The organism is Kushneria halocnemicola (genome assembly GCF_965650455.1).
Classification (GTDB): domain Bacteria; phylum Pseudomonadota; class Gammaproteobacteria; order Pseudomonadales; family Halomonadaceae; genus Kushneria.
Genome location: NZ_OZ287968.1, coordinates 889120 through 908296, shown reverse-complemented (window position 1 = coordinate 908296; position 19177 = coordinate 889120). Strand labels below are relative to the sequence as shown.

The 19177-nt window shown below is 58.2% G+C and carries 20 protein-coding genes; 5 read left to right on the top strand and 15 right to left on the bottom strand.

The window, feature by feature from the left end; translation table 11 throughout:
* Window positions 1-8 precede the first annotated feature (8 nt).
* Complete coding sequence (fliQ, locus tag ACS92L_RS04050) at window positions 9-278, top strand: flagellar biosynthesis protein FliQ (protein WP_115853248.1); 270 nt, start codon at window positions 9-11, stop codon at window positions 276-278.
* Between the two features lie 11 nt (window positions 279-289).
* Window positions 290-1072: a flagellar biosynthetic protein FliR gene (gene fliR, locus ACS92L_RS04045; protein ID WP_438767240.1), complete on the top strand. Its 783-nt coding sequence runs from the start codon at window positions 290-292 to the stop codon at window positions 1070-1072.
* Window positions 1073-1210: 138 nt separating this feature from the next.
* Here the strand turns inward: fliR and flgL are convergent, their stop codons facing one another.
* The 13 genes from flgL to flgB form a co-directional block, all read right to left on the bottom strand.
* Window positions 1211-2149, bottom strand: coding sequence for a flagellar hook-associated protein FlgL (gene flgL, locus ACS92L_RS04040; protein WP_438767239.1), 939 nt, complete (start codon window positions 2147-2149; stop codon window positions 1211-1213).
* Between the two features lie 12 nt (window positions 2150-2161).
* Window positions 2162-3793: a flagellar hook-associated protein FlgK gene (flgK, locus tag ACS92L_RS04035; protein WP_438767238.1), complete on the bottom strand. Its 1632-nt coding sequence runs from the start codon at window positions 3791-3793 to the stop codon at window positions 2162-2164.
* Between the two features lie 105 nt (window positions 3794-3898).
* Window positions 3899-5026, bottom strand: a complete 1128-nt coding sequence (flgJ, locus tag ACS92L_RS04030; protein WP_438767237.1) for a flagellar assembly peptidoglycan hydrolase FlgJ — start codon at window positions 5024-5026, stop codon at window positions 3899-3901.
* Complete coding sequence (locus tag ACS92L_RS04025; protein ID WP_438767236.1) at window positions 5026-6156, bottom strand: flagellar basal body P-ring protein FlgI; 1131 nt, start codon at window positions 6154-6156, stop codon at window positions 5026-5028. Before ACS92L_RS04025 ends, flgJ begins: the two co-directional genes overlap by 1 nt.
* 15 nt (window positions 6157-6171) lie before the next feature.
* Window positions 6172-6840 (bottom strand): flagellar basal body L-ring protein FlgH, encoded by a 669-nt coding sequence (locus ACS92L_RS04020; RefSeq protein WP_438767235.1) that lies wholly within the window; start codon window positions 6838-6840, stop codon window positions 6172-6174.
* Between the two features lie 54 nt (window positions 6841-6894).
* On the bottom strand, window positions 6895-7677 hold the full coding sequence (gene flgG / locus ACS92L_RS04015) for a flagellar basal-body rod protein FlgG (RefSeq protein WP_438767234.1): 783 nt from the start codon (window positions 7675-7677) through the stop codon (window positions 6895-6897).
* Window positions 7678-7749: 72 nt separating this feature from the next.
* Window positions 7750-8496, bottom strand: coding sequence for a flagellar basal-body rod protein FlgF (gene flgF / locus ACS92L_RS04010; protein ID WP_438767233.1), 747 nt, complete (start codon window positions 8494-8496; stop codon window positions 7750-7752).
* A 208-nt stretch (window positions 8497-8704) separates the two neighbouring features.
* Window positions 8705-9928 carry a flagellar hook protein FlgE gene (flgE, locus tag ACS92L_RS04005; protein ID WP_438767232.1) on the bottom strand — a complete coding sequence of 408 codons (1224 nt, stop codon included), beginning with the start codon at window positions 9926-9928 and terminating at the stop codon, window positions 8705-8707.
* Between the two features lie 184 nt (window positions 9929-10112).
* Entirely contained in the window at window positions 10113-11597 is a 1485-nt protein-coding gene (gene flgE, locus ACS92L_RS04000; protein WP_438767231.1) for a flagellar hook protein FlgE, read from the bottom strand.
* Between the two features lie 182 nt (window positions 11598-11779).
* On the bottom strand, window positions 11780-12997 hold the full coding sequence (gene flgE, locus ACS92L_RS03995) for a flagellar hook protein FlgE (RefSeq protein ID WP_438767230.1): 1218 nt from the start codon (window positions 12995-12997) through the stop codon (window positions 11780-11782).
* A gap of 83 nt (window positions 12998-13080) precedes the next feature.
* Window positions 13081-13767, bottom strand: a complete 687-nt coding sequence (locus ACS92L_RS03990; protein WP_438767229.1) for a flagellar hook assembly protein FlgD — start codon at window positions 13765-13767, stop codon at window positions 13081-13083.
* A gap of 23 nt (window positions 13768-13790) precedes the next feature.
* Window positions 13791-14195 (bottom strand): flagellar basal body rod protein FlgC, encoded by a 405-nt coding sequence (gene flgC, locus ACS92L_RS03985; protein ID WP_438767228.1) that lies wholly within the window; start codon window positions 14193-14195, stop codon window positions 13791-13793.
* A gap of 21 nt (window positions 14196-14216) precedes the next feature.
* The gene (gene flgB, locus ACS92L_RS03980; RefSeq protein ID WP_438767227.1) at window positions 14217-14639 is read right to left on the bottom strand and encodes a flagellar basal body rod protein FlgB; all 423 of its coding nucleotides are present in this window, start codon (window positions 14637-14639) and stop codon (window positions 14217-14219) included.
* A 208-nt stretch (window positions 14640-14847) separates the two neighbouring features.
* Between flgB and flgA the strand changes: the two genes are divergently transcribed.
* The 3 genes from flgA (at window position 14848) to ACS92L_RS03965 (ending at window position 16483) form a co-directional block, all read left to right on the top strand.
* Window positions 14848-15558, top strand: a complete 711-nt coding sequence (flgA, locus tag ACS92L_RS03975) for a flagellar basal body P-ring formation chaperone FlgA (RefSeq protein WP_438767226.1) — start codon at window positions 14848-14850, stop codon at window positions 15556-15558.
* 157 nt (window positions 15559-15715) lie between these two features.
* A complete protein-coding gene (gene flgM, locus ACS92L_RS03970) occupies window positions 15716-15988 on the top strand; it encodes a flagellar biosynthesis anti-sigma factor FlgM (protein WP_438767225.1) in 273 nt (90 codons plus the stop codon).
* 39 nt (window positions 15989-16027) lie between these two features.
* Entirely contained in the window at window positions 16028-16483 is a 456-nt protein-coding gene (locus ACS92L_RS03965; RefSeq protein WP_438767224.1) for a flagella synthesis protein FlgN, read from the top strand.
* Between the two features lie 151 nt (window positions 16484-16634).
* Here ACS92L_RS03965 and ACS92L_RS03960 read toward each other — a convergent pair whose 3' ends face one another.
* Window positions 16635-17033: a flagellar protein FlhE gene (locus ACS92L_RS03960; RefSeq protein WP_438767223.1), complete on the bottom strand. Its 399-nt coding sequence runs from the start codon at window positions 17031-17033 to the stop codon at window positions 16635-16637.
* A gap of 29 nt (window positions 17034-17062) precedes the next feature.
* Entirely contained in the window at window positions 17063-19147 is a 2085-nt protein-coding gene (gene flhA, locus ACS92L_RS03955; protein WP_438767222.1) for a flagellar biosynthesis protein FlhA, read from the bottom strand.
* Window positions 19148-19177 lie beyond the last annotated feature (30 nt).

Here is a 19177-nt window from a genome sequence, read left to right as displayed (position 1 = left end):
GTGGCTTCATGACACCGGAAATGGTAATGAGTCTGGCCTATCGCGGCATGATGCTGACACTGTTGATTGCCGCCCCGCTGCTGCTGGTGGCGCTGACGGTCGGTCTGCTGGTCAGCCTTTTCCAGGCGGCCACCCAGATCAATGAAATGACGCTTTCCTTCATACCGAAGATTCTGGCGGTTTTTACGACGCTGATCATCGGCGGGTCCTGGATGCTGGGCACGCTGTCCGACTTTACCCGGGAGCTTTTCAATAACATTCCCGGCATGATCGGTTAGAGGGCCCTCCCTTGCTGGAGATTACTTCCGCCCAGCTGGACGGCTGGCTGACGGCCTTTCTCTGGCCCTTTGTCAGAATTCTGGCCTTCATTGGTGTCGCCCCCATCTTTGGCGAAACCTCGATTCCCCGAACCGCCAAGGTCGGGCTTGCCTTCGCTCTGACCATCATCGTGGCGCCCGTACTGCCTCCCATGCCGGCGATCCCCCCGGCCTCCTGGGCGGGCATCATGGTCATCATCCAGCAGTTCATCATCGGCGCGGCGCTTGGACTGGTCATGCGGCTGGTATTTGCCGCCATTCAGGCGGCCGGTGACTACATCGCTTTGCAGATGGGCCTCTCCTTTGCCTCGTTCTATTCTCCCGAAGCCCAGGGAACCACCACGGTACTGGCGCGCTTTCTCAACATGATTGCCATTTTGATGTTCATGGCACTCAACGGCCATACCATCATGATTCGACTGCTCATCGAAACCTTTACGCGCCTGCCCATTGGTCGGGAAGGGCTTGAACCGGCCGGTTTCGAGGCCATCGCACGCTGGGGAAGCTTCATCTTTTCGGCAGGCTTTTTGATGGCACTGCCCGTACTGACAGCGCTTTTGATCATCAATATATCGATGGGCATCCTCAACCGGGCCTCACCCCAGTTCTCGGTCTTCTCGGTGGGCTTTCCCATTACCCTGACCACCGGCGTTACGCTCCTCACCTTCATGACCCCCGAGCTGGGTACGGTCTTTCAGCGCATGTTTGAAAGTGCCCTCAATCAGATGGTCAGCGTCACGGAGCTGTTCTCCTGACCAACCGATAGCGAGCCCTCTTCAGGGCGCCGGCAGGCAAGCGTTGATACCGCATGCCAACGCTCGCTCCGGACATGACAGAAAAGCCCCCATGTCGCAATCGACATGGGGGCTTTTGATGAGGCGTTACTTCGATCGTTAGCGGATCAGACTGAAAAGCGAGGTCTGCTGCGTCTGCATGAACATCTTCTGTGACGCCTCCAGCCCGATCTGTCCCAGCGTATAGCGGGAGATGGCCTCGGCGTAATCCAGATCCTGCAGATCGGAAAGGGTGTTCGTGTTGCTGATGGTGCGCGTCATGCCGATATCATCCAGCACGTCCAGCTCGTTGAGCTTGCTGCCGATCGATGAGCGCACGCTCAAAACGTTGTCGCTGCCCCGGTCGATCTGACGGTTGGTCTGATCCAGCGTGGCCCGCAGCTCGTCCTGATTCTCCGATGTCTGCGGTGTTCTCAGCGCCGCAATGGCACCTTCGAACACCTTGAAGAGATCGCTTTCGGCATCGCCACCTTTAGCAGGCACCTTGAAAACGTCCGACCCTGCCGCGTTGACGTTCATGCTGCGTGAGGCATCCACCTGCAGGTTCAACGGCTGCGCGTCGCCGGCATAGGTCTCGACCATGCCGTTTTCGCCGGTTTCAAAGGGCTTTACATCTCCTTTCGAGCCCGAAAACATGTACTGACCGCTGCTGTCCCGGCTATTGGCCAGTCCCAGCATCTGGTTGTAGAGCCCTTCGAGTTCGGTCGCCACCGAGGCGCGATCACTGTCGGTATAGGTGCCGTTGCCGCCCTTGATAACCAGCCCCTTGGCACTGGTCAAAAGGTCGGACATGCTGCCCAGCGTGTTTTCCTGCAGAGACAGCGTATTGGTGGCCGTGGTCCGGCTATTGCTGTACTGCTCCTGAATGGCCTGATCCTGCTTGACAACCAGCGCCTGTGACGCGGCGCGCGGGTCATCCGAGGGCGACACGACACGCTTGCCGCTGGCCATCTGCTCCCCCACCTTTGACAGGTCGCTCTGGCGACTCTGCATGGCGTTTTGACTACGCTCGAACATCATTGAAGTACTGATACGCATTATTGATACTCCTTAACGCATGATGCCGATCAGCGTGTTGAACATCTCCGAAGAGGCCTTGATCATCTGTGCGCTGGCACTGTAAAGCTGTTGATACTTGAGCATGTTGGCGGCCTCTTCATCGATATTGACCCCCGACACCGACTGCTGCGCGCTCTTGATCTCCTGGGAAATCTGGGTCTGGGCTTCGTTGCTGCTTTTGAGCGTGGCCGTTTTGTTACCCACATCGCTGACCATCGAGGCGTAGGCCGTGTTCAGGCTGGTGCTCCCGTTGATCAGCTTCTCATTTTGAACACCGGCCATGGCCAGCGCATTGCTGTTGCCGCGTACGCCCTCACTCAGACTGCCCCGGGCCGCGATGCCTTCCGGCGTCATGTCGCTGCTGACGCTCAACTGCCCGGCGGCGTTGTTCAGCGGCTTGATGACGAAGCTATCGCCGTTGGCCAGACCCTGCGGGAGATTGATTTCCAGACCCGCGTCTGCGGCATTGACCGCCTGTCCGCTGCCCAGACGCGTCAGCGAATAGCCGCTGGTCTCATTGCTGTTAACGGTCAGCTTGTAGTTGCCGGCGGCCACTTTTGTCACATCATCACTAAACGACACCGAAGGCACGCCGCCGCCGCTGTTGGCACTGCTGGCCACCACGGTCGGGGTGTTGGCCGTAAAAAGCGCCTTGCCGGCGTCGCCATCGAGATCGAAACCGTTGGTCTGTAGATCGTTGATGCTGGTGGCCAGCGCGTGGGCGATCTGATCCACTCGTTGCTGGGTCGGCTCCAGCGACTGACTGCGAAACTGTACCAGCCCACCCAGGGTGCCGCCGGTCAGTCTGCTTTCATCAAGCTCAAACAGATTGCCATCGCTGGTCTTGAGCGCCACCACCTGACGGGTCGGGTCGTCCTCGGAGGCCATCATCTGCAAGGACTGTACCTGCTTGCCGGCTACCAGCGGCTGGCCGGTGGGCAGCGACACCATGTATTGACCGTCCTGATCCACCACGGACACACCGGTCAGTTTGCTCATTTTCGATACCAGCAGATCACGCTGGTCCAGCATGTCGTTGGGCGGCGTGCCGGTTTTGGACTGGGTCTGGGTAATCTGGACGTTGAGCGTGGCAATCTGTTTTGAATAGCTGTTGATTTCATCGACGGCACCGCCCATCTGGGCCACGGTGTTGTCCGACATGTTTTTCAGATAGCTGTCGGTGGCGCGAAACTGAGCGGTCATGCTTTCGGCATTGCCGAGCATGGCCTGGCGCGCTGACGTATCTGCCGGACTGTCGGCCATGGTCTGCGCGCCCTTGAAAAAGGACTGCATCTGTTTGTTGAGGCCGGCATCGCCGTCGCCCAGCAGATTATCGATCTGTGACATCTGGGCCAGATGCGACTTGCTGGCGCCCAGCTCGCTGTTGGCTTCGTTGAGCTGGGTGCTGAGATATTGTTCATACTGGCGCTGCACGCCGGTCACACTCACGCCACTGCCGGAAAAGAGGCCACCGGCACTGGTGCCTTTTGATTCGGCAAGCCCGGTAATCTGGCGGTTGTAGCCTTCGGTATTAACGTTTGCAATGTTATTGCTTGTGGTATTCAGACCAATCTGGGCTGCTCGCAACCCGCTCAGCGCTGACCCCATCAATGAACCGGACATGGTGTTTCCTCGCACGCGCCCTTAAGGGTGTTATCTGTCATGTACTATCGGCCGATGGCCGGAAACTTTTAGAACATTGTGCCCTGCTGTCATGACACCGATGGATCAAAAGATTCTGCTGGCTTCGTTTTCAACGGCATAGGCCATGGCAGCTCGTCGCTGTGCCACCGCCGAGGTATCGCTTTCCTGACCTGACTGGGTACGTGAGGCATACAACGATCGGGAAACACCGGGCGCATCACCCGGCATCTGCGACATGATGGACACCAGCTTTTCACCGTAGCGCGGGTCGGTCGCATAGCCACATTTTTGCAGGGCGTGCGCCGCGGCTTCGGGCGTTCGCGCATCAAGCACCGGCTGATAGCGCGGATTCTCGGTCAAAAGCCGTGCATAGTCAGAAAACGCAGCCTCATAGGAGTCGTAGACGCGAAAGGCAGCGCGCTCCTTTTGCGCCTTGCCCGCTTCAAACTCGGTGGTCATGACGCTTGCCCGATCGCCCTGCCAGCCACCGGTGGCCTTGATGTTGAAAAGGTTGTGACTGGCCTTGCCATCGCTGGTGCGAATTTCCTTGGCGCCCCAGCCGGTTTCAAGGGCGGCCTGCGCCAGAATCAACTGGTGCGGTATGCCGGTGCGCTCGCTGACAGCGCGCGCGGCAGAGCCCATTTTCGTGACAAACGAGGAGACGTGCGGTGCAACGTCGGCCATCATTTTTTGATGATCAACACGCGCCTGGAGCCCGCCATCCAGCGAGGCGTAACCCTCGATCAGCGGCCCGCGCTTTTGTTCAGCCGGTTTGACAACGTTGCTGCTCGCCTCAAGACCTGCATTGCGCCTTGACTGCTCCTCGCTCAGTGGCATGGCCATCGCTGAGGGAATATTGCGCGACTGCGCCCGCAGCGTTTCCAGCGGATCGACACTACCGGCATCATCACCGCCGCTGTCTTTCGACAGCTGCTTGATCATCATGTCGGACAGACCGATCCCCTGCTCGGAGAGATTCTGCGCCCACTGCTGATCCAGCATCTTGGTGTAGGTGTCCATGCTGTCGCTTTTGAGCAGATCGCTTTTGGGCATGGCATCGCGCATGCTTTTCAGCATCTTTTGCAGAAACAGCGCTTCAAACTGCTGCGTGGTTTCCTTGAGACTCTCCTGAGGATTGTCACGCGCGCTGTACTTGAGCTTCGAAAGCCCCTGTACATCGAGTGCAAAACTTCCCCGACTGTCCATCGCCATTAGATGATCTCCAGATCCGCATTGAGCGCACCGGCCGATTTCAGCGCCTGAAGAATGGCCATCAGGTCGTTGGGTGTTGCCCCCAGACGGTTCAGGGCATCCACCACCTGACTCAGATCTGCTTCGCCGCTGACAATGCTCAGCGCCCCGGACTCTTCCTGCACGTTGATATCGGCATTGGGTACCACCGCAGTTTGCCCGCCCGACAGCGCATTCGGTTGGCTGATAATGGGGTTGGAATCGATCGTAATCGAGAGATTGCCATGGGCGATGGCGGCGCGATTGAGCGTGACACGCGTATTCATCGCCACCGACCCTGTGCGCGCGTTCATGATGACCTTCGGCGTGACTACGCCCGGATCGACGTCAATGTTTTGTATGCGCGCCATGAAAGAGACCTGGGAGGCGCTGTCCATCGGTGCTGCCAGCGAAATCACTCGAGAATTCTGGGCAACCGCAACGCCCTGGCCCATGGCATTGTTGATGGCGTTCATGGTGCGAAGGGCCGTGTTGAAATCGGCATCCTTGAGCTCCAGATTGATACGCCCCTGCTCGGCCATCTGGACCGGCACCGTACGCTCGATGGTCGCCCCGCCCGGAATACGCCCGGACGACGTCTGGTTGACCTGAACGCTGCTGCCGGCTGCCTGAGCACTGATGCCCGGAATGACCATATTGCCCTGTCCCAGCGCATAGATCTGGCCGTCGGCGCCCTTGAGCGGGGTCATGAGCAGGGTACCGCCGCGCAGACTGCGGGCGTTACCGACCGAGGAGACGGTGATATCCAGTTTCTGCCCCGGGCTTGAAAACGGCGGCAGCTCGGCGGTGACCATAACGGCGGCAACATTTTTAAGCTGCATGTTGGTACCGGCCGGGACCGTGACCCCGAGCTCGGAGAGCATGTTGGTGACCGACTGTCCGGTAAAGGGGGCCTGCATGGTCTGGTCACCGGTGTTGTCCAGACCCACCACCAAGCCATAGCCGACCAGCGGGTTGGAGCGCACGCCTTCAAAGGTGGCAATGTCGCCCAGCCGGGCAGCCTGAACCTGACAGGTCAGCGCCATCAGCGCACAACCGCTCAACAGCAGCGCCGCACAGCGCAGAGAGACAGATTTCAACATTGCCATCATCGTAAGGCTCCTCGATCAAAACGGTGAAATATTGAGGAAAAAGCGCTGCATCCAGCCCATCGTCTGCGCTTCATTGATATAGCCGTCGCCGTAATACTCAAGACGGGCATCGGCGACCTGAGTCGACGGTACGGTGTTGAGCCCGGTGATCGTGCGCGGGTTGACGGTGCCGGAAAAACGAATGTACTCGGTGCCCTGATTGATACCGATGCGCTTCTCGCCGGCCACCTGCAGGTTCCCGTTGGGCAGCACGTTCATGACCGTCGTCGTGATGGTGCCGGTAAAGGTATTGGAGGCGTTCGCCCCGCCCTGCCCCTGGAAGGTATTGGCGCCGGAAAGACCGGTCGTCTGGCCATCCAGCAATCCACCGATAACACGAGGCGTCGCGTCGATCCCCAGGGTGGCCGTTCCGGTACGGCTGGCATTGGCCGCCGAGCTTTTGGTGGCGCTGACATTTTCGTTGAGTACGATGGTCAGAATGTCACCCACACCGCGCGGGCGACGATCCTCGAACAGCGGCCTCGTATAGTTGCTCTGATAGATCGAGCCGTTGGCCACCGGCATCGGCGGGAGCTGAGGCGGTGCCGTCGTCGGCCCTTCCACCACGTTTTGCCGCGGAATCTGGGCGCAGGCCACCATCATCATGGCCATGCAGGCAACCAGAAACAGCTTCCACAAACGCATGTATCGCATCATTGATCCCCGGTTACCCCTGCACGAACGCATCAATATCCCCTGTCAGAGCTGGGTCAGACGACCCAGCATCTGATCGACGGTCGACACGGCCTTGGAGTTGATTTCATAGGCACGCTGCGTCTCGATCATGTTGACCATCTCCTCTACCACGTTGACGTTGGAGGTCTCCACGAAACCCTGATAGATCGTGCCGGCGCCGTTGTTGCCGGGAATGCTGTCATTACGCGGCCCCGAGGCATCGGTTTCGAGATAGAGGTTATCGCCGATGCTTTCCAGACCGGTCGGGTTGATAAAGGTGGTCAGCTGCAGCTGGCCGACCTGCTGGCTGGCCGCAGCGCCCGGTACAGTGACCGAGACCAGACCGTCATTGGAGATTGATACCGACAGGGCGTTGGCCGGAATCACGATGCCCGGATCGATCGGAAAGCCGTTGGCCGTGACCAGCTGGCCGTCCTGATTGACCTGGAAGGCCCCATCGCGGGTGAACGAATTGGTGCCATCGGGCATCTGCACGGCAAAGAAGCCATCGCCACGAATCGCAACATCCTTGGTATTGCCGGTCTGCTCCAGGTTGCCCTGGGTGTGCAGACGCTCGGTGGCCACGGCTCTTACACCGGTACCGATCTGAAGCCCGGAGGGCAGATTGGTCTGTACCGACGACATCGAACCCGGCTGACGCAGGTTTTGATACAGCAGATCCTCGAACACCGCGCGCGAGCGCTTGAAGCCGTTGGTCGAAACGTTGGCCAGGTTGTTGGAAATGACGTCCATGTTGGTCTGCTGAGCATCAAGACCGGTTTTGGCAATCCAGAGCGCGTTAATCATTTTTTTCTCCATTCACCGGACATGATCCAGTGACTTCATGTGCCTGATCAGAGCCTTCGCGGCCCGGAACCATCAATTCATTGAAAGCAGCGAGTTGGCGCGCTGATCGTTTTCATCAGCGGTTGTCAGCACCTTCATGTTCATCTCAAAGCGACGCGCCGTATCGATCATGGCCACCATCGCTTCGGTCGGATTGACGTTGCTGCCTTCGAGCGTACCGCTGATGACCTGAATGTTTTCATCGCGTGGCAGCCCTGCCATGGGGCCACCCTGCGCGTTCCAGGCACCAAACAGACCGTCATCGCGTCGCGCCATGCGGCCATCCGGGTTACTGGCAAGCATCAGCCGACCAACTTCAGCCTGGGCCTGAGTCCCGGCTTCACGGGCGGAAATGGTACCGTCGCCGGCAATCGAAACCTCGGCATTGAGCGGCAGGATGATGGGACCATCCTCCCCCATCACCGGCCGGCCCTGAGACATCAGCATGCCGGTGGCATCGACCTGCAGCTCACCATTGCGGGTGTAGGCCGTTTCACCGTTGTTGGCCTGTACCGCCAGCCAGCCCTCACCATTGATGGCCACATCCAGCGTGCGCCCCGTCGTGGTAAAAGACCCCGGTGTGAAATCGGAACCGGGCGTGGAATCAGCCGTAATGGCTCGCGTGGCATAGCCTGCGCCGTTGACCGGCACCGCACGAGCAGCGCTGAGTTCGGCACGAAAACCGCTGGTCGAGACGTTGGCCATGTTGTTGGCAACGGCAGACTGCCGCTCCAGACTCTGTTTGGCGCCCGACATGGCGGTATAGATGATTCTGTCCATGACCCGCTCCGAAAAGCTTGAGGAAGTATCGCGGCCGGCGTTTGGGTGTAACCGAAGGCCTGCTCTTTGTGACGCCTAGTAAACACGCAAAGGCGTCTTCTCAAAGGCACAAGAAAGGCACGAGAAAGGTCGTATTTCGTAAGCTGTAATAAGGAAGGACCAAACAAACGACCGGCTACGAGCCGGCCGTTTTTATTACCTTGCGGGGTTAACGCAGGCTGACCATGGTCTGCAGAATCTGGTCCTGCGTCTTGATGGTCTGCGCGTTGGCCTGGTAATTACGCTGCGCCACGATCATGGTGACAAGCTCCGAGGCCAGATCGACGTTGGAGTTCTCAAGTGTGCCGGAAAGCAGCGAGCCCAGCTGACCGGTACCAGCACTACCCAGCAGTTCCTGCCCGGAGCCGGTGGTGGCCAGCCAGCCGTTGTTACCATCCGGCCTGAGCCCCTGCTCGTTGGTAAAGCTTGCCAGGGCGACACGACCCAACGCACGGCTCTGGTTGTTGGAGTAGTTCCCCAGCACATCGCCGTTATCGGCAATCGAGATGCCGGTCAGACTGCCCGCGGCGTAGCCGTCCTGGTTGGCTGCCTTGACCACAAAGCTGCCGCTGTTCTGGGTCACGCCGGAAATATCGACAGAGGCGTTAATTCGTTCGGCCCCATTACGCGGGTCGAGATCGACCGCAAGTGCGGCCTCGCCGGCACCGTTGGGTCGAATCTTGCCGTTGGTGTCAAAGGTGACGTAGCCGCCGGTGACATAGTTGCCACCTGAATAGCCGGCAATACTCCAGCCGTTATCAGCCCCTTTCTGAAAATAGAGGTTGAGCTGATGATCATTGCCCTGGGAATCATACATCGTCAGGGAGGTCTGCCAGTTATAGGTTTTCGGGCTGGCAGGATCGATGGTCACCGGCTGGCCGTTGTTGTCTCTGATGGCTTTTGATGAAGAGTCCAGGTTGAATGTCATCGCCGCACTGGTCGTGGCGCTGGCCTCGAGATCGCCCTGAGCCACCTGTAGCGCAACCGGCTGTGCACCGGCCAGCACCACCGGGTTGGCAGACATGGCATCATCCACCGGATAGCCGGTCAGTTTGCTGCCGGTGTTGTTGACCAGAAAGCCATTGGCATCCATCTGAAACTGGCCGTTGCGTGAATAGGTTGTCTGCTGACCGTCGGTCAGGCGAAAAAAACCACCACCGTCGATGGCCAGATCAAGGCTGCGGTCAGTTGTTTCAAGCGCGCCCTGAGAAAACCCCTGAGTAATGCCCGATACCTGCACCCCAAGACCTGCTTTTGCCCCGGCATAGAGGTCTGCAAATTCGGTGCGGCTTTTCTTGAAGCCAACGGTCTGTGAGTTGGCAATGTTGTTGCCGATGGTATCCAACTGGCTGGAAGCGGCATTCAGACCGCTGACACCCTGTGTAAACGCCATGATGACCTCTAATTAATAAAAAACTAATATTAAAGACCCGACGCCATGGCGATACGACTATCGCAGTGGCGAATGTTAGAAACAGGATGCCTCTGAAACCTCGTGAGAGGTGACCTGCCGCCCACCAGGTATCAAGACAGCCGGCACGAGGCCGGCCGCCCTGACGATGATGGTTGAACGTGCGTTAACGCAGGCTGACCATGGTCTGCAGAATCTGGTCCTGCGTCTTGATGGTCTGCGAATTGGCCTGATAGTTACGCTGCGCCACGATCATGGTGACAAGCTCCGAGGCCAGATCAACGTTGGAGTTCTCAAGCGTGCCGGAGAGCAGCGAGCCCAGCTGACCGGTACCGGCGCTGCCCAGCAGTTCCTGCCCGGAGCCGGTGGTGGCCAGCCAGCCGTTGTTACCATCGGGCTTGAGACCCTGTTCATTGGTAAAGCTTGCCAGGGCGACACGACCCAGCGCACGGCTCTGGTTGTTGGAGTAGTTCCCCAACACATCGCCGTTATCGGCAATCGAGATGCCGGTCAGGCTGCCCGCGGCGTAGCCGTCCTGATTGGCTGCCTTGACCACAAAGCTGCCGCTGTTCTGGGTGACACTGGACAAATCGATACTGGCATTGACATTCGCGGCTCCATTGTTCGGATTAAATGCAAGCGCCAGATTGGCCCCGCCGATCAACTTTCCGTTTTCATTAAATTCGAGTTGATTTGTCGCCTGAAAGCGAAAGGAATCTCCGTTGCCTGGCGTGCCATTGACCGCAATGTTTAAACCAGCGACATCGATTCGATTGTTGTTCCCCAGTGTTCCATTGGAAAGGATCTGTCCCTGCTCGCCCCTTACGGTATAGGAACGATTGGCACCAAAGGATACGTCCAGGTTTTTTCCAAAATCGGCATTCGACTGATCAGTCACAGTAGAAGTGAGATTGGCATTACTGTTTCCTGCTGTTCTGTTTGCAGAATAGTAACCAGGATTGGTAACCAGCTCTTGGCCATTGACAAGTGCATGTACATTCCACTTGTTATTTTCAGTGGCTGATTTGGCAAAGTACAGGTTGGCCTGCTGGGCATTGCCCTGCGAGTCATAGGTCGTCAGTGACGTTTGCCAGTTGTAGCTTTTTGGATTGCCTGCATCGAAGGCGATCGCGTTGCCGTTGGTATTCACCTTTGCCGGATCGGTCGAATTCAGATTAAAGGTCATGCTGCCATTGGTCGTGGCGTTGGCATCCAGATCCCCCTGGGCTACCTTCAGCGCCACCGGCTGCGCACCGGCCAGTACCACCGGATTGGCAGATGCCGGATCATCCACCGGGTAGCCGGTCAGCTTGCCACCGGTGTTGTTGACCAGAAAGCCATTGGCATCCATCTGAAACTGGCCGTTGCGTGAATAGGTTGTCTGCTGACCGTCGGTCAGGCGAAAAAAACCACCACCGTCGATGGCCAGATCAAGGCTGCGGTCGGTTGTTTCAAGCGCGCCCTGAGAAAACCCCTGAGTAATACCCGAGACCTGCACCCCAAGACCTGCCTTTGCCCCGGCATAAAGGTCCGCGAACTCGGTGCGGCTTTTCTTGAAGCCAACGGTCTGTGAGTTGGCAATGTTGTTGCCGATGGTATCCAGCTGACTGGACGCTGCATTAAGACCGCTGACACCCTGAGTAAACGCCATGACAACCCCCAATCAAAAATTTTCTAATGTTAGAGACCAGACGCCATGGCGATCCAATTATCGCGGTGGCGAGTATTAAAAAGGCCATCTCATGAACGCCACGAGAGGTAACCTGCTGACCGCCTGGTATCAAGGCAGCCGGCACGAGGCCGGCCGCCCTGACGGTGATGGTTAAACGTGCGTTAACGCAGGCTGACCATGGTCTGCAGAATCTGGTCCTGCGTCTTGATGGTCTGCGAATTGGCCTGATAGTTACGCTGCGCCACGATCATGGTGACAAGCTCCGAGGCCAGATCGACGTTGGAGTTCTCAAGCGTGCCGGAGAGCAGCGAGCCCAGCTGACCGGTACCGGCGCTGCCCAGCAGTTCCTGCCCGGAGCCGGTGGTAGCCAGCCAGCCGTTGTTACCATCGGGCTTGAGGCCCTGTTCGTTGGTAAAGCTTGCCAGGGCGACACGACCCAGCGCACGGCTCTGGTTGTTGGAGTAGTTCCCCAGCACATCGCCGTTATCGGCAATCGAGATGCCGGTCAGGCTGCCCGCGGCGTAGCCGTCCTGATTGGCTGCCTTGACCACAAAGCTGCCGCTGTTTTGGGTCACGTTTGACAAATCAATGCTGGCATTGAAGTTGGCCGCACCGTTGTTCGGGTTGAATGCCAGATTGAGCGTATCGCCACCGGTAATCTTGCCATTTTCGTTAAATGAGAGATTGGATGTACCAACCTCCTCACCCTTGTTCATGGCATGAACCGTCCAGGCATTATCGGCCGTCGGCGATTTCACGAAATACATGTTGACCTGCTGTGCATTGCCCTGCGAGTCGTAGGTCGTCAGCGACGTCTGCCAGTTGTAGCTTTTCGGGTTGCTCGCATCGAAGGCGATCGCGCCGCCGTTGGTATTCACCTTTGCCGGATCGGTCGAGTTCAGGTTAAAGGTCATGCTACCGCCAGTCGTGGCGCTGGCATCCAGATCCCCCTGGGCCACCTGCAGTGCCACCGGCTGCGCACCGGCCAGTACCACCGGATTGGCAGACGTTGCATCATCGACCGGATAGCCGGTCAGCTTGCCGCCGGTGTTGTTGACCAGAAAGCCGTTGGCATCCATCTGGAACTGGCCGTTGCGCGAATAGGTCGTCTGCTGACCGTCACTCAGGCGGAAGAAACCGCCCCCGTCGATGGCCAGATCAAGACTGCGATCGGTTGTTTCAAGCGCGCCCTGAGAAAATCCCTGAGTAATCCCGGATACCTGTACGCCCAGGCCCGCCTTGGCACCGGCATAAAGGTCCGCGAACTCGGTGCGGCTTTTCTTGAAGCCAACGGTCTGCGAGTTGGCGATGTTGTTGCCGATAGTATCCAGCTGACTGGACGCTGCATTAAGACCACTGACACCCTGTGTAAAAGCCATGGTTCATCCTCTGTTTGGAAATCGTCTCGCCGGCCGAAACCGGTTGAATCGTCAAGACGCGCAACACCGCGCCCGGTGCTGCATTACAGAATCTGTTTGACGTCGTTGAAGGCGACGCTGCCCATGTTGGGTCCCAGATCCAGCTTCGTTGTGTTATCAGCAGTCATCACGCCACTGACATAGCCGTACTGAAGGGCACGTGACGCCACCGCGCGACCGCTGCTGTCAGTAGCCGCGATAGTGACCTGATAGGTGCCATCCTCGACACGGGCCTTGCTGACGTCGGTGCCATCCCAGTTGAAGGACTGAACACCGGCCTTGATCTCGCCCAGATCGTACTGATTGATGGTACGGCCCGAGCCATCGGTAATCGTGGCCGTTACCTTGGCGGCATCGTCGTCAAGCTCGATACCAAAGGGCAGTATGGTTTCGTTGCCCACATGCACTTTATCGCCCTCTACCAGCACGCCACGGCCTACCATGGCACCTGCCTGCAGTTTCTGAGAGGCATCGATCTGTCCGGTAATGCTGGACAGCGTGTTGTTGAGTTTGTCGATACCGCTGACGGTATTGATTTGCGCAATCTGCGAGGTGAACTCGGAGTTCTCCATCGGATTGAGCGGATCCTGATTTTTAAGCTGCGCGACCAGCAGGCTCATGAACTCTTCGCCCAGATCACTGGCGCTGGTGGCGCCCATGCCGCTGCCGTTGGTCCCGCCGGTAGTACCGGTGCCGTTAACACGGGTCACCAGAGAGCTGTCAAATGCCATGGTTCACTCCTTGATGATCCGGTTTACTGACCCAGCGTCAGCGTTTTGAGCATCAGTGACTTGTTGGTGTTGAGTACTTCGACGTTGGCCTGATAGGAGCGCGCCGCCGAAATCATGTTGACCATTTCAGAGGTGGTATCCACGTTGGGCATGCTGACGTAGCCCTGGTCATCCGCCGCCGGATTTTTCGGATCATAAAGACGCCGGAATTCACTCTGGTCTTCACTGATCCCCGCCACGCGCACGCCACCGATCTGCTGGCCCGGCTCGCCGGCCATTTCAAAGGTCAACTGCCTGGCGCGGTAGGGCTGTCCATCCGGGCCCGCCACACTGTCCGCGTTGGCCAGGTTGCTGGCGGTCACGTTCATGCGCTGTGACTGCGCCGACAGCGCCGATCCTGATATGTTGAAAACGTTAAAAAGACTCATGGACTACTCTCCTGTCGGTTATCAGGACTCGCGCTGCATGGCGTTTTTCAGGCCCTGCAATCGACTGGTCAGAAACTGTACGTCGGCCTGGTAATGCACGGCGTTGTCTGCAAAGTTGACACGCTCCATATCCATGTCGACCGTGTTGCCATCCAGGCTTGGCTGCGTCGGGTTGCGATACAGCATGTCAATGCCGCCTACGCTGCCGCCGGCCTGTGCCGGAATGTGTCGACTGGATGTCATGCTCAGTGATAGCCCACTCTGCCCTTCTGCCCGCCCCTGATTGACGACACGATCCAGTTCGCTTTTGAAGTCAAAGTCGCGTGCCTTGTATCCGGGCGTGTCAGCGTTGGCAATATTGGCTGACAGTACTTCCTGGCGTTCGGCACGCAGGTTAAGAGAATGCTGCATAACGTTGAGTGAGGCGTTGAGCCGGTCGATCATGGGAGTCACTCCGTTGCGCCATGAATCATTAAGACAACAAAGGTTACTTTCGCTTACCTTTCGGGATGAGCGCAGCATAAAGAGAGCGCAACCATCACCATTGAACGAAAAGGCTGCTTTTTAGGGGTTATTTCGCACCCTGTTTTTTCTGGCACTTCTCTAGAATGCCCAGCATCCGGGTAACCGTTTAATGACAACAGGCCATTTCATGTCGCTGCCCTTCACATGTTCACTTCAAAGGCACTACCATCGTGGCGCTACCCTTCTACTGGTAGCGGCAGGGCTTGTCTGTGCGCCGGCTCAGGCAAGTGAGCAGGTCATTTATGACGTGATTGAAGGATTTTTGCTGGAGCAGACTGCAGGCGAAAATGGGGAAGTTGTCATCGATGTGACGCCATCACCGGCGGCGGCCATGGCCTGTCAGGCCCCCTCTCCCTTTCTGCCGGGTCGCGGTGGCAAGGTCTCGGGTCGTACGTCGATAGGTATACGCTGCCCGGGCAACGCACCGGAAACGCGTTATTTTCAGGCCTACGTACATATCAACGGACAATATCCGGTTGTCAATCGCAACATCATGCCGGGCGATGTGATCGAGGAAAGTGATCTTGACTGGCAGGAAGGCGACCTGACCCGGCTTTCCAGCCGCTTGATTACCGATGCCTCACAGCTGATAGGCCAGGTCTCGCAGCGTCGTATTGCCGCCGGTCAGCCGTTTCAGGCAGGCATGGTCAAGGCCCCCGTATTGATTCAGCGAGGTGCCAGGGTTGCTCTTTTGATCAGGGGCAATGGTTTCATGATCAGCAGCAACGGCCATGCGTTGAATGACGCAGGCCTTGGTGAAAGTGTTCGGGTTAGAATGCCCTCTGGCAGCGTGATCAATGGTGAGGCAAGTCGCGAGGGGCTGGTGGAAGTTCACTAGTCGACAAGGCGGCAACATTACGTCCGATATCCAATCGATACCTTTCGTTACGCGCGCGGGTTAAAGAACCTGCCCGTGATGTCGATAATGGGTACAACAGCGCTTGCCTGCGCCCCTTTATCAGCTCACCCGAGTGAGCGCTTCGGAGAGCATGACGATGAAAATTGACAGTAACAGTGGTTCGATCAACCGCATTGCCAGCCCGGTATCGGTAGCACGCGTCAACACGCCTGAAACCGCCAAAACCGAGCAGAGCGCCGCGACGCGCTGGGTACCTTCCAGCGCTCAGGATGGCTCACAGGATATTGACACGGTACGCGTCAATGAACTGCGTGAAGCCATTCGCGACGGCAGCTTTGAGGTTGATACCGGAAAAATTGCCGACGGCCTGATCGCAAGCGCACAGGAGCTGCTTTCGAACAAGGGCTAGGGCACTCCCTCTGCTTTAACGCCTTTGGAGAATACGTGAATGAACGATTACGCCAATATCCTCGGTCAGATCGATGAAGCCCTCGGGCGCTTTATCGATTTGCTGGATCATGAAGCCGAGCTGCTGGAGACGCATCCAGTGGATATCGAAGCGCTGCTGCAGACCTGCGAGCACAAGGGCTCTTCAATGGTCAGGCTGGATCAGCTCGAGCGCGCCAGAAGCGCACTGCTCGAAAGCCGTGGCCTGGCCTCGGACCGTGCCACAAGCGATCGCGCCGCCATCAAGCTTGAACTCAATGAGCTGTGGCAGCGCATCATCGAGCGCACCGAAGCGGCCGCGCAGCGTAATCGTCTTAACGGGTTCGTGATCGGCAGGCGTCTGGATTTTCACAGCCGCGCCCTTAACTTTCTCCAGACGGCAGCCGGCATGACCATGTATGGCCCCAACGGTCGCCAGCACAATATCGGCCGCTCCAGTACACACCTGGTAGGCTGACCCGCCGGCACCCGATATCAAAAGGCCGCGCCATGAATATGGCGCGGCCTTTTTATTTCTACGGCGTATTTCTATCGACAGCTTCCAAACTGCCTGTTGATTGCCTTCAGACAGGACTCCCTTTTCGATCAGACCCTGCCCTGAAACACCGCTATCGATCCTGCATTTGATAATTGACAAACACCTGTGCCGTGCCGCCCCGCACCGGTCGCTTGAGCATGCCCTCTCCCGGCAGGACGAGATGCAGCGACAGTGGCGTATCGGCCGGAAGACCGGCCAGCGCATCGGTACTGCCGCGCGCCATGGGTAGTGCCACACAATCGCTTGGAGCACATAGCCAGGCGGCAGGCACCGGGCCATCCATGGCCAGTTCATAGCGCCAGGAAACGTCGGTCAGTTGGCTACCGGCGGGGGCGCTGGCAGAAGGCACCAATGCCACCCGGTATTCCCACCCCTTCTGTACCATATCCGGAATGCTGGCCTGAACCGGGATGGCGCCACCGGGGCCGGCCTCGACAAGCGCCACTGGCAATGTCAACGCAGCGGCCATTATTACCCGTTGCGACAACCGGCGACGCGTCACGACTGCGCTCCGATGATGGCGGTCACACGAATCTGTCGCTCTTCGGGAATTTCTGCCTGGGACAGCACGACCAGGCGCGGCAGGCGCCGACGCAAAAAGCGCGACAAGAGCGAGCGCACACCATGCTGTACGACAAGTACGGCCGGCAACCCGCGCTCTTCCTGGCGCTGAACTGCGGTTTCTGCCTGCTGGATCAGGGTATCGGCAAGCCCCGGCTCCAGCGCGCCACCGTTGTTGAGTGCCTGCATCAGCATTTTCTCCAGATCGACATCCAGGCTGATAACCTCGGCCGCCTCCTGGCCCGGGAAATACTGCTGCGTAATGGCACGGCCCAGCGCCAGTCGCACGGCAGCCGTCAGCTCCATGGCGTCGGTGGTATGGCTGGCGTGATCGGCCAGCGTATCGACAATGGTGCGCATATCGCGAATCGACACGTCTTCCGACAACAGCTGCTGCAAAATGCGGGTCAGCGTGGTCAGCGAAATCAGCTTGGGCACCACCTCCTCGACCAGACTGGGCGATTCCTTCGCCAGTCGATCCAGCAATTTCTGGGTCTCGCTGCGCCCCATCATTTCGCTGCCATGCTCTCCCAGCAGATGATTGAGGTGGGTTGCCACGACCGTGCTGGCATCTACCACGGTAAAGCCCTGCATCTGCGCCTGATCGCGCTGATTGGCATCGATCCAGGTGGCCGGCAGCCCGAATGCCGGATCCTTTGTGATACGACCTTCAAGATTGCCCATCGCCTGGCCGGGGTCGATGGCCAGATACTGGCCAGGCCAGGCCTCTCCCTCACCGATCAGTACACCATTAAGGGCGATACGATACTGCTGTGGCTGCAATGACAGGTTGTCGCGGATATGCACCACCGGCGGTAGAAACCCGACCTCCTGAGCAAACTTCTTGCGCAGGCTTTTGATGCGCTTTAAAAGCTCGCCATCCTGATTCTGGTCCACCAGCGGAATCAGGCGATGGCCGACCTCAAGGCCGAGCGGGTCAACCAGCTGCACGTCATCCCAGCTGGCTTCATGGCTGTCCGTGGCGGCTGCTGGTGCGGGCTGCGTTTCTTCAACGCTGGCCGCTTCCTTGTTTTTCTTGCTCAGGTACCAGCCCAGACCACCCAGCATGGCGGTGAACATCAAAAACACCAGGTTGGGCATGCCGGGGATGATGCCCAGCAGACCGATGACGCCCGCGGCAAGATAGAGAACCCGAGGATTGGTAAACAGCTGGCCCAGCAGCTGCTGGCCCACATCCTGCTCGGTATTAACGCGCGAAACGGTGACACCGGCGGCGGTCGAGATAATCAGCGCCGGGATCTGGCCGACCAGACCGTCCCCGATGGTCAGGAGTGTGTAGGTGTGTGCGGCATCGCCGACCGACATCCCGTGCTGGGCCACACCCACCACCAGTCCGCCTACGATGTTGATGACCATGATCAGGATACCGGCGATGGCATCGCCGCGTACAAACTTGCTGGCACCGTCCATGGAACCGAAGAATTCGGCTTCCTGAGCGATCTCCTTGCGCCGCTCACGCGCAAATTTTTCATCGATCAGACCGGCATTGAGATCGGCATCGATGGCCATCTGCTTGCCGGGCATGGCATCCAGGGTAAAGCGGGCCCCGACTTCGGCAATACGACCGGCGCCCTTGGTGATGACCATAAAGTTGATGACGACCAGAATCACGAACACCACCAGACCCACGGCGAAATTACCGCCCACCAGAAACTCGGCGAAGGCCTCGATCACCTTGCCCGCGGCGTCGCCACCGCTGTGACCTTCCAGCAGGACCACACGGGTCGATGCGACGTTCAATGACAAGCGCAGCAGCGTCGAAAACAAAAGCACCGCTGGAAAGGCTGCAAACTCGAGCGGTTTGGTGGTGAACATGCTCACCAGCAGCACCATGATCGACAGCGCAATGTTGAAGGTAAACAGCATGTCGAGCAGAAATGGTGGCAGCGGCAGCACCATCATCGACAGGATCATCAGAATCAGAACCGGGCCGGCCAGAAACTTCAGCTGGCTGCTCTGATTCAGACCACTACGGGAAAGCAGTGCACTCAATGCATTCATGTCAGCGATGACCTGTCATGGTAGATAGAT

What these genes read in the sequence shown, in the direction of transcription:
- fliQ (WP_115853248.1), top strand. Translation starts at nt 9, where the DNA reads ATGACACCGGAAATGGTAATGAGTCTGGCCTATCGCGGCATGATGCTG.
- flgF (WP_438767233.1), bottom strand. Translation starts at nt 8,496, where the DNA reads ATGGACAGAATCATCTATACCGCCATGTCGGGCGCCAAACAGAGTCTG.
- ACS92L_RS03965 (WP_438767224.1), top strand. Translation starts at nt 16,028, where the DNA reads ATGAACGATTACGCCAATATCCTCGGTCAGATCGATGAAGCCCTCGGG.
- flgE (WP_438767230.1), bottom strand. Translation starts at nt 12,997, where the DNA reads ATGGCTTTTACACAGGGTGTCAGTGGTCTTAATGCAGCGTCCAGTCAG.
- ACS92L_RS03960 (WP_438767223.1), bottom strand. Translation starts at nt 17,033, where the DNA reads ATGGCCGCTGCGTTGACATTGCCAGTGGCGCTTGTCGAGGCCGGCCCC.
- flgB (WP_438767227.1), bottom strand. Translation starts at nt 14,639, where the DNA reads ATGATCGACCGGCTCAACGCCTCACTCAACGTTATGCAGCATTCTCTT.
- flgK (WP_438767238.1), bottom strand. Translation starts at nt 3,793, where the DNA reads ATGTCCGGTTCATTGATGGGGTCAGCGCTGAGCGGGTTGCGAGCAGCC.
- ACS92L_RS04020 (WP_438767235.1), bottom strand. Translation starts at nt 6,840, where the DNA reads ATGCGTTTGTGGAAGCTGTTTCTGGTTGCCTGCATGGCCATGATGATG.
- flgE (WP_438767232.1), bottom strand. Translation starts at nt 9,928, where the DNA reads ATGGCGTTTACACAGGGTGTCAGCGGTCTGAATGCCGCTTCCAGCCAG.
- flgJ (WP_438767237.1), bottom strand. Translation starts at nt 5,026, where the DNA reads ATGGCGATGGACAGTCGGGGAAGTTTTGCACTCGATGTACAGGGGCTT.
- ACS92L_RS03990 (WP_438767229.1), bottom strand. Translation starts at nt 13,767, where the DNA reads ATGGCATTTGACAGCTCTCTGGTGACCCGTGTTAACGGCACCGGTACT.
- ACS92L_RS04025 (WP_438767236.1), bottom strand. Translation starts at nt 6,156, where the DNA reads ATGATGGCAATGTTGAAATCTGTCTCTCTGCGCTGTGCGGCGCTGCTG.
- flhA (WP_438767222.1), bottom strand. Translation starts at nt 19,147, where the DNA reads ATGAATGCATTGAGTGCACTGCTTTCCCGTAGTGGTCTGAATCAGAGC.
- flgA (WP_438767226.1), top strand. Translation starts at nt 14,848, where the DNA reads ATGTCGCTGCCCTTCACATGTTCACTTCAAAGGCACTACCATCGTGGC.
- flgE (WP_438767231.1), bottom strand. Translation starts at nt 11,597, where the DNA reads ATGGCGTTTACTCAGGGTGTCAGCGGTCTTAATGCAGCGTCCAGTCAG.
- flgG (WP_438767234.1), bottom strand. Translation starts at nt 7,677, where the DNA reads ATGATTAACGCGCTCTGGATTGCCAAAACCGGTCTTGATGCTCAGCAG.
- flgC (WP_438767228.1), bottom strand. Translation starts at nt 14,195, where the DNA reads ATGAGTCTTTTTAACGTTTTCAACATATCAGGATCGGCGCTGTCGGCG.
- flgL (WP_438767239.1), bottom strand. Translation starts at nt 2,149, where the DNA reads ATGCGTATCAGTACTTCAATGATGTTCGAGCGTAGTCAAAACGCCATG.
- flgM (WP_438767225.1), top strand. Translation starts at nt 15,716, where the DNA reads ATGAAAATTGACAGTAACAGTGGTTCGATCAACCGCATTGCCAGCCCG.